Origin of the sequence: Scytonema sp. PCC 10023, from assembly GCF_963920835.1 — a bacterium.
In the GTDB taxonomy this organism is placed as follows: Bacteria; Cyanobacteriota; Cyanobacteriia; order Cyanobacteriales; family Nostocaceae; genus Kalymmatonema.
Map to the genome: position 1 here is coordinate 1 of NZ_CAWUDP010000166.1, position 12,954 is coordinate 12,954.

12 protein-coding genes and 1 pseudogene are annotated in these 12,954 nt (G+C 44.4%); 12 read left to right on the plus strand and 1 reads right to left on the minus strand.

Going from position 1 to position 12,954, the window contains the following annotated elements; all coding sequences use genetic code 11:
• Positions 1–172 precede the first annotated feature (172 nt).
• The 12 genes and pseudogenes from ACM0OZ_RS45605 (at position 173) to ACM0OZ_RS45660 (ending at position 12,342) form a co-directional block, all read left to right on the plus strand.
• Positions 173–3,394: a tetratricopeptide repeat protein gene (locus ACM0OZ_RS45605; RefSeq protein ID WP_414589588.1), complete on the plus strand. Its 3,222-nt coding sequence runs from the start codon at positions 173–175 to the stop codon at positions 3,392–3,394.
• A 789-nt stretch (positions 3,395–4,183) separates the two neighbouring features.
• Positions 4,184–4,381 carry a plasmid partition protein ParG gene (locus tag ACM0OZ_RS45610; RefSeq protein WP_414589589.1) on the plus strand — a complete coding sequence of 66 codons (198 nt, stop codon included), beginning with the start codon at positions 4,184–4,186 and terminating at the stop codon, positions 4,379–4,381.
• Positions 4,378–4,866: a ribbon-helix-helix domain-containing protein gene (locus ACM0OZ_RS45615; RefSeq protein ID WP_414589590.1), complete on the plus strand. Its 489-nt coding sequence runs from the start codon at positions 4,378–4,380 to the stop codon at positions 4,864–4,866. Before ACM0OZ_RS45610 ends, ACM0OZ_RS45615 begins: the two co-directional genes overlap by 4 nt.
• Entirely contained in the window at positions 4,863–5,171 is a 309-nt protein-coding gene (locus ACM0OZ_RS45620) for a hypothetical protein (RefSeq protein ID WP_414589591.1), read from the plus strand. Before ACM0OZ_RS45615 ends, ACM0OZ_RS45620 begins: the two co-directional genes overlap by 4 nt.
• Complete coding sequence (locus ACM0OZ_RS45625; RefSeq protein ID WP_414589592.1) at positions 5,168–5,368, plus strand: hypothetical protein; 201 nt, start codon at positions 5,168–5,170, stop codon at positions 5,366–5,368. Before ACM0OZ_RS45620 ends, ACM0OZ_RS45625 begins: the two co-directional genes overlap by 4 nt.
• Positions 5,365–5,604 carry a hypothetical protein gene (locus ACM0OZ_RS45630; protein ID WP_414589593.1) on the plus strand — a complete coding sequence of 80 codons (240 nt, stop codon included), beginning with the start codon at positions 5,365–5,367 and terminating at the stop codon, positions 5,602–5,604. The genes ACM0OZ_RS45625 and ACM0OZ_RS45630 overlap by 4 nt, the downstream gene beginning before the upstream one ends.
• Before the next feature lie 242 nt (positions 5,605–5,846).
• Positions 5,847–6,113 carry a hypothetical protein gene (locus ACM0OZ_RS45635; protein ID WP_414589594.1) on the plus strand — a complete coding sequence of 89 codons (267 nt, stop codon included), beginning with the start codon at positions 5,847–5,849 and terminating at the stop codon, positions 6,111–6,113.
• Positions 6,110–9,553, plus strand: a complete 3,444-nt coding sequence (locus ACM0OZ_RS45640) for a PriCT-2 domain-containing protein (RefSeq protein ID WP_414589595.1) — start codon at positions 6,110–6,112, stop codon at positions 9,551–9,553. The genes ACM0OZ_RS45635 and ACM0OZ_RS45640 overlap by 4 nt, the downstream gene beginning before the upstream one ends.
• 420 nt (positions 9,554–9,973) lie before the next feature.
• Positions 9,974–10,861: pseudogene (locus ACM0OZ_RS45645) on the plus strand (IS982 family transposase).
• A 100-nt stretch (positions 10,862–10,961) separates the two neighbouring features.
• Positions 10,962–11,387 carry a helix-turn-helix domain-containing protein gene (locus ACM0OZ_RS45650; protein WP_414589596.1) on the plus strand — a complete coding sequence of 142 codons (426 nt, stop codon included), beginning with the start codon at positions 10,962–10,964 and terminating at the stop codon, positions 11,385–11,387.
• Positions 11,291–11,908 carry an IS630 family transposase gene (locus ACM0OZ_RS45655; RefSeq protein WP_414589599.1) on the plus strand — a complete coding sequence of 206 codons (618 nt, stop codon included), beginning with the start codon at positions 11,291–11,293 and terminating at the stop codon, positions 11,906–11,908. The genes ACM0OZ_RS45650 and ACM0OZ_RS45655 overlap by 97 nt, the downstream gene beginning before the upstream one ends.
• A 224-nt stretch (positions 11,909–12,132) precedes the next feature.
• Positions 12,133–12,342, plus strand: coding sequence for a hypothetical protein (locus ACM0OZ_RS45660; RefSeq protein WP_414589597.1), 210 nt, complete (start codon positions 12,133–12,135; stop codon positions 12,340–12,342).
• A 173-nt stretch (positions 12,343–12,515) separates the two neighbouring features.
• Here the strand turns inward: ACM0OZ_RS45660 and ACM0OZ_RS45665 are convergent.
• A partial coding sequence (locus tag ACM0OZ_RS45665; RefSeq protein WP_414589598.1) for an asparagine synthase-related protein occupies positions 12,516–12,954 on the minus strand: 439 nt, incomplete at its 5' end.

Sequence of the window (12,954 nt, forward strand, 5' to 3'; positions counted from 1 at the left end):
ACTTTATAATATAAAGCCTTGGCTTTTTGTGGAGTGATGCCGAAAAATACGCGGCGTACCCCCACTTATCAGTACCAGCCGCAGTACCAGCCCCTGAAAACTGGTAACTGATAACTGATAACTGATACTGCGCTTCCTTGATAACTGGTACTGCGCTTCCTTGATAACTGTTATGACTAGCAACCCCGAACCAAATATCCAGCAGCAAGCAGAAAACTCAACGCTTTCTGGTGGAATGCAAGCAATTCAAGGTGAAAATAATATTCAACTTCAAGGAAATAGTCAATTAACTGTACAAAAAATCTTTGAGAATGTTCAGACTGGCAGGAATATAACAGTAAGAGACATTCAGCAGATTTATCAAATTGTTATCAATTTGAGTCATATTCCTAAACCAACAGGTTTTCCCCAAAATATTCCCTCTAGTAACACAGATAAGTTTATCGGACGAGCGCGGGAATTAGAACACCTCCATCAACAGTTACAACGCAATAATGAAGTCGTCATTACTGCTGTTGAAGGCATGGGGGGAGTTGGTAAAACAGAATTAGCAATCCAGTACTCACTGCTACACCTACAGTTGGACACTTACCCTGGTGGTATTTGCTGGCTACGTGCAAGAGAAAAAGATATTGGTTTGCAGATCATAGAATTTGCGAGAATAAATTTGGACTTGCAGCCGCCAGAAGATTTGGTGGAGTTACCAGAACGAGTACACTGGTGTTGGCAGCATTGGCACCAAGGAAACACGCTTGTGGTTGTGGATGATGTTAAGGATTACAGTCACATAAAATCTTATCTACCACCTCAACCATCCCAGTTTAAAGTAGTCATGACAACACGACTCAAGTTAGATTTGGCTGGTTCTCTGTTTTTGGAAGTTTTACAGGAGGAAGATGCACTCTTATTATTGAGTCAATTGGTTGGAGAAGAAAAGGTCACTCAAGAATCAATAAAAGCAAAAGAACTTGTTCAGCGTTTAGGCTACTTACCTCTGGCGTTGCAATTAGTCGGGCGGTATGTAAAAAAACGTAAAATATCCTTGACAGAAATGCTGCGACGCTTGGAAGAAAAAGGGCTAGGGCATCCTTCTTTAGAAGTAAAAGAAAATGACTCCACTTGGACTTCCGATATCAAACGTGGAGTAGCGGCTGCTTTTGAATTGAGTTGGTCCGAATTAAGTGAGTCTGCCCAAGAGTTAGGATGTTTACTAAGTTTATTTGCTTTAGCTGGGATTCCTTGGTTACTGGTGGAACGTGCTGCTGTTGAGAAAGACGCAGAAGAACTGGAAGATGCAAGAGTAGAATTAGAAAACTTGCACTTGCTTACGGGCGAAGATACTTATCAGTTACATCAGTTGATTCGCGAGTTTCTGAGAAACAAGCAAAAGAACTTAGCTTCAAGAGATGAGCAGAAGTATAGTTTTTGCCAAGCAATGGTAGAAGTGGCAAAGGAAATTCCTCAAACACCTAATCAGAACCAAATCACTGCCTTAACACCTGCTATTCCACATTTAGCAGAGGTTGCACAAAATCTGATTGATGCAGTCAATGATGAAAATTTAATTTGGGTTTTTACTGGCTTGGGTAGCTTTTATGAAGGACAGGGTTTGTATGCACAGGCTCAACCGTGGTTAGAGCAATGTGTATCAGTCGTACAATCTCGTTTGGGAGAAGAGCATCCTCATGTCGCCTCCAGTTACAACAACTTGGCAGAACTCTACCGTTCCCAAGGACGGTACACTGAAGCAGAACCACTCCACATCAAAGCATTGGAACTATACCAACGCCTGCTCTTAGATGAGCATCCCGATGTCGCCGCTAGTTACAACAACTTGGCAGGACTCTACCGTTCCCAACGACGGTACACTGAAGCAGAACTACTTTTCATCAAAGCATTGGAACTATACCAACGTCTGCTGGGAGATGAGCATCCCTCAGTCGCCACCATTTACAACAACTTGGCTCTTCTCTACGATTCCCAACGACGGTACACTGAAGCAGAACCACTTTTCATCAAAGCATTGGAACTATACCAACGCCTGCTAGGAGAAGAGCATCCGGATGTCGCCACCGTTTACAACAACTTGGCTCTTCTCTACTCATCCCAAGGACGCTACACTGAAGCGGAACCACTCTACATCAAAGCTTTGGAACTAAGGCAACGCCTGCTGGGAGAGGAACATCCGGATGTCGCCGCCAGTTACGGCAACTTGGCTCTTCTCTACAAATCCCAAGGACGGTACACTGAAGCAGAACCACTCTACATCAAAGCATTGGAACTAACGCAACGCCTGCTGGGAGAAGAGCATCCAGATATCGCTCAAAGTTACAACAACTTGGCTGGACTCTACGATTCCCAAGGACGGTACACTGAAGCAGAACCACTTCTTCTCAAAGCTTTGGAACTAAACCAACGCCTGCTAGGAGAAGAGCATCCCCATGTCGCCGCCAGTTACGGCAACTTGGCTGCACTCTACGAATCCCTTGGACGGTACACTGAAGCAGAACCACTCTACATCAAAGCATTGGAACTAATGCGACGCCTGCTAGGAGATGAGCATCCGGATGTCGCCACCAGTTATGACAACTTGGCTGGACTCTACGATTCCCAAGGACGGTACACTGAAGCAGAACCGCTCTACATCAAAGCATTGGAACTAAGGCAACGCCTGCTGGGAGAAGAGCATCCCGATGTCGCCTCCAGTTACAACAACTTGGCATCACTCTACTCTGACCAAGGACGGTACACTGAAGCAGAACCGCTCTACATCAAAGCATTGGAACTAAGGCAACGCCTGCTGGGAGAAGAGCATCCCGATGTCGCCTCCAGTTACAACAACTTGGCATCACTCTACTCTGACCAAGGACGGTACACTGAAGCAGAACCACTCTACATCAAAGCATTGGAACTAAGGCAACGCCTGCTAGGAGAAGAGCATCCTGATGTCGCCCAAAGTTTCAACAACTTGGCTCTTTTCTACGATTCCCAGGGACGGTACACCCAAGCAGAACCACTCCACATCAAAGCTTTGGAACTAAGGCAACGCCTGCTGGGAGAAGAGCATCCTGATGTCGCCGCCAGTTACAACAACTTGGCTGCACTCTACTCTGACCAAGGACGGTACACTGAAGCAGAACCACTTTACATCAAAGCATTGGAACTAAGGCAACGCTTGCTGGGAGATGAGCATCCTGATGTCGCCGCCAGTTACAACAACTTGGCTGCACTCTACTCTGACCAAGGACGGTACACTGAAGCTGAACCACTCCTTATCAAAGCATTGGAAATTGCAGAACGCAGCTTAGGGGAGAATCATCCCAACACAATCACTTTCCGTGAAAATTTAAAATCCTTGCGTGATAATCGCCAGTCTTATAACAGTGAACAGTGAACAGTGAACAGTAAACAGTGAACAAAAAACTGATAACTGGTAACTGGTAACTGATAACTGTTAATTAGGCTCAAAGTGCAATACCATAATGGGCTAAGGCTAGAGAAGCTGTCATGAAGTGCCAAGTACCTTAAAGCATTGATATGGCTACCTTTTAGCCGTTATCCGTCAAAGTATATAAAACTTTACACAGTTCCGAGTTTTAACAGTGTCGGAACATTTTCATAATTTTAGTCTTGAATTTTAGGATTTCAAGCACTAAAAGGAGTGCCAAAAAGAGTAAAGTTCCGGCTCAAAAAATGATTTGGAACTTTCAAGCGGGATATGGCACAAGGTGACACTTTCTCTAGCATTACGCCTTGTAAGGGAACCGGGTAATGGTATCTATCCATGAATCGCGCTCACGATACCCCCTAATTGGCTGAATACCATACTTTCTGCCTATTACTTGCAATTCTTCTAAGCTTTTCAAATTAAGTTCAAATCGTGACATCATATGGGCGTTTCTTTTTAAAATGCAGCGGTGTTAGGGGTCGAGTGGTGCAAAGCTGTTGGTGCTGTTCTTCTGGGACAGATGCACTCAGTACAGTTGTTTTTCATTGCTTCCTAAGATTCGTTTGGGTATTTACGGCATGAAAATCTGACACGGTGACTGTCTCTAAGTCCCGTGGGGTAAGGGTTTGACAATTCACTCAAGCATACCACGTTATACGCGCATACGAGTTTTACGTGGTAGAATCCTCCTAGTACAAAATGCGAGAATACGGGATAACGAGTATGAGAGTAGATATGCCAAAGCACATTCCGCCTGGTGCGGCGGAACTCAGCGTTTACATAGATAAGGAATTAAAGATGGAATTTAAGTTGACTTGTGTGGCTCAGAACAAGTCAATGAGTGAGGTTATTGGTGAGTTAGTTAAACAATGGGTTGACTCTCAACCTCAAAAACAATTACCAAAAAACGATTCGGACAAGGGGGCAGCATGAACGCAAGCACCATTGACCCGCTTGCCCTACCGTCACTGCCACTGGGTGAGCGTAAGCAGCTGCCTAAATGCTCAGGTATTTATTTTGTCATTAAAGATGGTGATATCTTATACGTTGGTAGAACTGCTAACCTTTATCAACGTTGGCTTGCTCATCATATATGGCAGCACTTGTATGGTGTAAGCGGTGAGCTTCGGGTAGCTTGGCTAGAGTGCAGCGATACCGAATTGTTGCCAGCAGTCGAAAAAGCCATGATTGCTCACTTTAAACCCCTCCTTAACAAACGCTCTGGTGTGGGAGATGGGGAAAGTGTGAGAGTTTCGATTTATCTGCCGGATGATATAGGGGAAGCTGTAGAGCAAATGGCATCCGGGGAGATGCGCTCACTAAGTCAGATGGGAGCAATTCTGATTATGGAAGCTGTTAAAGCTCGGCAGGAAAACGATTTATCCGCATCCAAGAAGAAAGGCAAGGGCGCAGCATGACTCAGGACGGGCAACAAAACAGGTTAGACCAGATTGAAGCGATACTGCTGCAAACTGCCCAACAGCAACAGACTAATACAACGGCGATCGCTCAACTGACTGAGCAGCAGCAAGTTAATACAACGGCGATCGCACAACTGACAGCCAAAGTTGACGGGCTAACAGAGGAGGTTGATAGCCTGCGGGATATTGTGATGCATTCAATCCAAAATGCTGAGAGCGATCGCACCTTATTCCAAGCCGAAATCCGGCGCATCTGGGAATACTTGCTTGGGCAGTCCGGCAATGGGAGAGGGGAGGTGTGAGCGAAGAAAATCAACCAGATGATGTAGAAGAAGAACCGTTTGACCCGGCGACAGATCCAAGAGACTGGTCAGCAGCTGAGACAGAATTAGCTTGTTTCGCACTTGCCAGAAGCAAAGGTAAGCGTTTGATTAGAATTATCAACACCAAAAAGCTACCAATGCAATTTATTTGTATTTTTGAGGATTACGCAGAATGACAAATGCTACTCAAATCCCAATCACCGCTATCATCCCCATACTCACCGCTATTGGCTCACGCTCTTGGCAGCAGTTTAAAGACTTAGAAGCGGATTTTTGTAACGTGTATGGGGTATCCGTGTGGCAAGAAGTCTTTAACTTCCGTGTTCTGCCAGCGCTGGATAAGGATTCTAATCGTTGGTTGCTAGTTCAGTGGTGTGGAGAGGGAATCAACTGGATTAAAGATGTAGCCTAGAGCAGGTAGTCATTAGATGACCGAAACATCAACATCTAATGACCCACCAACAAAAATTTTTACAAACCAATATTTCGTGTGTTTATCTAGATATAGTAAAGCCCGGTCAGTTCCTTCACTCCAAAACTGTAGCCCGGTCAGCGCGGTCAACAATCCGCTGCCTCCAAACAAGTTCCAAGTTCTGGGAACCAACCAGAACAAACACTTTATAAACAAATGTACTTTTAGCTTAATCTATTGGAGTGAATAAGAGCTGCCGGGGTGAGAAACCACACCTCGATATGCCAAAAGCAAAAGCGCCAAAACTTCCCGGTCAAGGCGCTCCGCAAAATCTAATTAACGCCATTGTACTGCGGAGCGCTACCACCAATCAAGTCTCTACAAGGATTTCACCGTTAACTCACCTCATAGAGCAACAACGCCTTACTGATTGCTTGGAACTCCTTGAAAACGCAGCCTGGACAAGCTCTTGGCAAAGCTTGATGCAGCAGTCAGGAGGTGCAGAATGAGTACACCTTTCTTGGCTCGGCGCTTCAGATTCGCCGTTAACACATCGGGCAAAGATAAGAACTGGGATTTCAAAGAGTTAGCGACACGCTACAGGGACATAGAAGGCACAATTTTTGACGTAAAGCGCCATGTTGGGAACGGACACGCTTTGTGTGCTGGGTTGTTGGGTGGTCATCGTCGCTCCAAGGCGAATGTGCTGGGTTCTCACTGGATTCTTTTGGACATTGATAATACTGATGTACTAAAAGATTCGTCGGGGCAACCAGTCAAAGACGAAAACGGCAAAGATAAAAAAATTTACAAACCTGAGTTAACACTTGAAGCAGCGCTTGCCAACGAGTTCATTCAAAAGCATTGTGCCTTAATTTACACAACAGCGAGTCATCGCCCCGACTGGCACAAGTTTCGAGTGGTGTTTCTGCTGCCAGAATACGTGGAAGGAGCGGACACGGTAGAAGCTTGCACGCGCTTTTTGATGCAGCACTTGCCGCATGACCCAGCGTGTAAGGATGCTTCTCGTGTATTTTACGGCAACAGTAAGGCGGAATTTCCCCTGGTGCAGCCTGGTGCGACGTTACCCTTAGATTGGGTGATGCAGGCGCGGGCGATAGCACAAAAAGAGCGGATTGAGTACGCCCAACGGATAAAGGAAATTGAGGAGCGAAAGAAACAGCTAAAACAGAGGGCTGATGTTGAGGGCTGGGATACTGATGCGCTGATCCAGGAGGCGCTTTCCTTTATTCCGCCCCGTATGCCTGGGTCTAATAATTACGAAGAGTGCCGCAATGTACTGATGGCACTGGTAGATTATTATGGAGCGGTGGAGGCGGAGGCGATCGCCTCGGAGTGGTCGCCAAGTATCAGGGGAACAACCTGGAATATTCCGCAAAAAATCAGAAGCTTCAAACGCAAGGGCATCAAAATTGGGACACTGTTCCACATTGCCAAGCAGTACGGGTTTAAGTTCCCTAGGCGAGAGTTTACCCTTTATGTGAAGGAGCAGCGGGGGGAAGCAGAGGCATCTGCACGGGAACAGGAGATAATTGAGCAAGCCCAATTTAGCTTTGAGCGATTAAGAAAATTAATCAGCCGTGCTATTGCCACTCCTTTACAGTACGTTGCTCCAAAAGTCAAGCGTAGAGTCAAGCAGCTTAAAACGGTAACATATATTCCGGGTACACTGCCCACAGCAGATGAGTATTCGGCAATGGGTTCGCCCAAAATACAGTTTGACCCATCTCAACGTGTGCAGATGTGGCAGGAAGCAGTAGCAAAGGGGTGGAAGGATATTCTAGACAACTCTCACCCTGGGCTAGGGAAAAGCTATATAGCAGGCAATCTTACACCTGCTGACTTCGGTGTGGATAAACTTATTTATCAAGATGCCAATCACCGAAACCCCAGTGTTCTGACTGTGGAGGAGAACTTTGTAGATTTACCAGTAAGAAACAATGGTTTCAAAATTGACACCACACGTCAAACTGCATCTGGTCAAGATTATCACGTGCGGACAAAATCGGGAGAGACACCAGACACTGAAGGCAATTGTCACCGTGATTATTTATTCGGTGCTTTTAGAAGCAAGAATTTTTCTAGTGTAGATTTTGAGGATAGCAGCGAAAGCCCTATCTGTGCGGGATGCTCATTAAGTCAGCAGTGCAAGTTCTCCGCAGGTCCTGGGTATGGCTTCCGGTATGAAAAGCGTAAGGCGATTCAAGAGAGCGATCGCCTACGAGCACACCCCGATTCTACACCTACAGTTTTGACTGGGAAAGATGAGAAAATTTTCAGCGTTGGGCGCATTTGGGAAGAAGCAGGGCAACTGCTCGACAGTGTTAAGTCGGTCGAAGTGACACTAGAAGACTTTAACGAAACTATTGGACACCTAACGCTAGAACTACCGAATGAAGTTGAGAAATTGCGTCCAGTCTTGGAGGTTTTACGTTCTTTCCTCTCTCAAGAATTCAAACCCATAAACCGCTATGGTTTCGACTCGGGCAGTATCAGGGCTAAACTACCTCCGTTTCCACAGGATTTAGATATTGCCGCAATCAAAGCAGCACTGACACCAGACCTTGAGTTTCTGGCAGAAAAAGATGGCATTGATTTTAACCAAGTCGATGCTAAAAGTAAAGCACTTCGATACGCTGCCCGTGAGATGGAAAAGCAAGGCGCGAGGGAGGCTGGGCGCGAGTTTTTAAATTTACCGCTGTATTGGCTACCCGATTTTCTGGAGGCTTGGAGTGGCGGCGGTAGTTTGCGGTGCGAGTGGGGCAAACTTAGCATCTACACGCGCAATACCAAACATCAAGAATTAACTGACAGTGCCATTTTTAACATTTACCTTGATGCCACTTTCACCCCTAAACTGCTCAAGATAAAGTTAGGCATTGATAGACCTGTACTGGTTGTTGAGCAAAAAACACCGAGCTACGCCAATTTAAAAATTAATCATGTCACAGGGCTGGGCAAGTTGGGTAAGGAGCGTTCTGTGACTTGTACTGAGCGAGTAAATGCTTTAAAAGACAAGTTCGCCCAATTATATACTGACTTGGGTATTCTTGACTGGAAAGCAATCGCTAGTAAATCAGAGCGCACAGAATACGGTCACTTTGTCGATGGACGTGGTGTCAACCGATTTGAGGGGAATTCTGCTATAGCATCGTTTGGCGTTCCTTATGCCAATGTTGGCGCAATAGCTGCCCAGTATCAAGTGATGACTGGTCGAGCGGTCAATCTTGATGAGGAGGACGCTGAATTTCAGGAGTATGTTACCGAGTTGGTGGACGCCGAAATCATCCAGGAGATTGGGCGGCTACGCGCTCACCGTCGCCCAGATGCTCAATTGACATTTTACTTCTGCGGCGACTACGACACCGAATTTCTCACAGAAGCTTTTCCCGATGCAACCATTGAGCAAGTTGACGCCTTTACCATCTCGCCCGATGCGGGGACGTTGGGACAGCAAACACGCTGGCGGATACTGCAAGCAGTTAAGCAGTTGGTTGAGCAAGGAAAGAAAGTAACTCAGCAGGCGATCGCCACCGTTGCTCAGATGAGTCAGCCATTGGTAAGTAAAGTTTCTTCCCAATTTGGGGGGTGGACACCGCTCAAAAAATTATTACTAACGCTATATGATTCCTTATATAGCAGTAGTAATAATTCCACAACGCCATTAGACCCCGAACAGAAGTGGATAGCCCAAAGTTACCTCCCGCTGCTAGCCGACTCACAGCAAGTATCGCCAAGTGATGCAACCCAGAGTTTGTACGAAGTGGTGGAAACTTACGGAGAGACGGTATTTGGGCAGATTTTAGCGAGTACGCCGCGACTGGTACTCAGGCGACTTATCAATCAACTGTTGGTCATTGCACCGCAAGTACTCGCAGAGGTTGCGCCCGACTCGCTCGAACTCCAGTTTTTTAAAGGCGGGGCATGAGAATCATTGGAGCAGAAAACCGGGTTAAGCGATATTACATGAATAATACAGAAGTGTTTGTTAGCTACAACCCTTGTTTTCTCGTTGAGTAGTACCAGTGTGATAATCAAAGGCAACTAACCGTAGCTGGTGTAGAATCCTTATATCATCAGATTTTCAGGCTTAACCCGGTTTTCTGGTCGTTTGCTACTAAGACCCCAACAAGCATTGCTTAAAATCGGAACCACTGTAAAAAAAATGAGCGAACGGACAGTTACCTGCCATCGGTGACAGGTTAAGGTGATAAACAATTTGTCAAAAAGCAATAGTGCTTAAAATTACGTGAGTTCGACGGGATGAATTGACTGTGGTAGCAGGTTAGGGGTTGAATTCAAGAATAGGCGATCGCGAACAAGTAATATGGTAGATATCAAATCTCGGATGGACATCACACAGGTTTTTTGTAATCTAGACGACTTCTGTCAGCTATTTGAGTCTACGTGGAAACAAGCGCATCTGCCACAAATGAATGGCGAAAAGTTGAGCCGTTGCCGGATGTGCCTGAGCGAAATCATGACAATAGTGATTAGATTTCATGGTTCTGGGTATCGCACCTTTAAAGAATTTTATACCTTGCAAGTTTTACCTCATTGGAAGAATGCCTTTCCCCGGCTGGTAGGCTACAACCGATTTGTTGAGGTGATGCCTTGGAGTTTAATGGCGCTTTGCTGTTATTTACACACTCGTCGCGGAGATATTACGGGTATCAGTTTCATTGATTCAACTCCGATTACTGTTTGCCATAAGTGTCGTGCAACCGCACATAAGGTATTTAAGGAATATGCTCATTGGGGCAAGAATTCCGTTGATTGGTATTTCGGTTTCAAATTACACCTAATTATCAACGAAAAAGGAGAATTAATCGCTTTTAAACTGACTGCAGCCAATGTTGATGACCGTACCCCAGTTCCAGATATGACACAAGATATTGTGGGTAAACTTTTTGGCGATAGAGGCAATAAGTACACAAACTTTTTGATGAACTTTACGAGCGGGGCTTGCAGCTGATCACAAAGCTCAAAAAGAATATGAAAAATAAGTTAGTTCCCTTGATTGATAAAATTTTGCTCCGCAAGCGGGCTGTAATTGAGTCAGTTAATGACCAACTTAAGAACATTTGCCAAGTCGAACACTTCCTGTCATCGGAGTGTACTCAATTTTATGGTTAACCTTTTAGCTGGACTGGTCGCTTACACCTACCAAGAGAAAAAACCTTCTTTAGATATTCACCCTAAAGGTTTACCTGCTTTGCCTGTAGCGGCTTTTTAGGTTCGTCGAACTCACGTTGGGCTGAAAAGCGCTTCTTTGTCTGATACAGCGGATTGCAGGTAAATAGAGTACATTAAAATCAGTGCATCAAAGCGTAAAAATGAAACCTTACTCCATCGACTTTCGAGAAAAAGTAGTCAAAACCTATGAGCAAGGAAACACATCAATTAGAAAATTAGCCACCAGATTTGATGTGAGCAAAGCTTTTGTACAGAGACTGCTTAAACAAAAGAAAATAAAAGGTCATCTAGAACCAGAGAAACAAGGTGGAAGCATGAAGAGTGAGTTAGACGGATACTCTAGCCAACTTCATCAGATGGTGGAAAAATACCCAGATGCGACCCTATCAGAATACTGTGAGTACTGGGGAGAAACTTACAATCAATGGGTAAGCACTAGTACCATGTGCCGTACATTGCAACGGCAGCAATTGACACTAAAAAAAAGACGCTACGTAGTAGCCAAGGTGCGACTGAAAGAGTCCAAAAACTTAGAAATGAGTATTGGGAGCAAGTCAAGGAGATAGACCCACAAAACCTGGTATTTTTGGATGAAATGGGTGTTTTATTGGGTTTGACACGAACCTATGCTCGCTCTCCTCATGGTACTAGAGTGTACGACCTAAAACCGTTTTACCGAGGGGCAAAGGTCACGGTTATAGGAGCAATTAGTTTAAAAAAGGTTGTCGCATTAATGACCCTAAATGGGTCGATGGATGGAAATGCCTTTAAAGTCTTCATTGAAAAATGTTTAGTTCCTCAGTTGTGGTCAGGTGCTGTAGTTGTCATGGATAATCTTTCAGCTCACAAGATTGCTTCAATTGAACCCCTAATTAAAGCTGTTGGCGCAAACATTCTTAATTTGTCACCCTACTCCCCAGATTTTAATCCCATTGAACTTTGGTGGTCACAACTTAAATCTTTTTTACGTCAGTTCTCTCCAACCACAACAAAAATGGTTGATACTCTAATTGCTACTGGACTTGATTTGGTTGATCCTAAACATCTACGAAACTGGTTTACAAACTGCTGCTACTGTACTTCATAAACCTGCAATCTGCTGTAACCCGCAACTTGGGTTAATATGAGTTTGCCGTGGTATATACTATAACCTAAGTTGCTAGTTAGTGCTCCTAAACCGTAGCATATGATATAGAAAGTACGTTTTGAAGTACTTAAACACACCAGATGTTTGATTTTTGCACTTGAAACAAGGCGCTTTTTGATAACTAGCAACTCAGGTTACTACATATTTAGAAAGGGAAACTACCAATGAAGATTGAAGAACCTAACATGGTCTCACTTTCAAAACCAAAAATTTCGAGAGGAGAACTTTCAGAATTTTCAGAACTCTCCAACGATGAGCTTTTAGAACTCTCCGATGAAGAATTGTTGCAAATTGCGGGTGGTGGATGGCTTGACGATGTTCTAAAGGTTATAACTACATTAGAACCAATTGTTGTCCCATTAATTACTGGTTAAACTTCTCCAAAGCATTAACTGACCAGTGACATTTATCTAATCAATAATACAAAAACTAGCCAGCAAACTTCTACAGAAAAGTTTGCTGGCTGGTTTTATAGAAATACTTACAGGCAATGGGGAAAGCGATAAGCCCGCTTGCTTGACGCTACGCGTATCGCATTGTGCTCAGCTTAAAAGTTATGAAGTTCCTGTAGCGGAGATTGTCCTTTGAATTTACTAAAATCAACTGCTAGTCCCCGGTTCAAACAAATGTTTTTAAATACCATCATTGCCATAGCATCTAATAACTTATTTGTAGTATGAATTCCCTTACTATCATTGACCGACGCTTCAGTAAACCAGACTTGCAAGTTAGACTTTATTAGCTGAAAATTCTCAAAACCACTTAGCGCTTGGTATTTTTCCTGAAACTTATCAAAAATCGCTACCAACATTTTATACTTGATTTTTTGCCAACTAAGCGGTTCCGTTCCGTAAGATTTTTTTCGATATGCTAAGTTGTCGCTTAACCATTGTCTTGCCATTTCTCGAATAATTTTCTTATCCCAAAACAAAGTTTGTTGCATACTGGGTGGAATTGCCGCCAAGTATTCTACCAGACGATGATCC

Bases quoted from the DNA above. Each gene is read 5' to 3' on its own strand.
- ACM0OZ_RS45610 (WP_414589589.1), top strand. From the start codon at position 4,184: ATGCCAAAGCACATTCCGCCTGGTGCGGCGGAACTCAGCGTTTACATA.
- ACM0OZ_RS45660 (WP_414589597.1), top strand. From the start codon at position 12,133: ATGAAGATTGAAGAACCTAACATGGTCTCACTTTCAAAACCAAAAATT.
- ACM0OZ_RS45650 (WP_414589596.1), top strand. From the start codon at position 10,962: ATGAAACCTTACTCCATCGACTTTCGAGAAAAAGTAGTCAAAACCTAT.
- ACM0OZ_RS45630 (WP_414589593.1), top strand. From the start codon at position 5,365: ATGACAAATGCTACTCAAATCCCAATCACCGCTATCATCCCCATACTC.
- ACM0OZ_RS45605 (WP_414589588.1), top strand. From the start codon at position 173: ATGACTAGCAACCCCGAACCAAATATCCAGCAGCAAGCAGAAAACTCA.
- ACM0OZ_RS45615 (WP_414589590.1), top strand. From the start codon at position 4,378: ATGAACGCAAGCACCATTGACCCGCTTGCCCTACCGTCACTGCCACTG.
- ACM0OZ_RS45620 (WP_414589591.1), top strand. From the start codon at position 4,863: ATGACTCAGGACGGGCAACAAAACAGGTTAGACCAGATTGAAGCGATA.
- ACM0OZ_RS45640 (WP_414589595.1), top strand. From the start codon at position 6,110: ATGAGTACACCTTTCTTGGCTCGGCGCTTCAGATTCGCCGTTAACACA.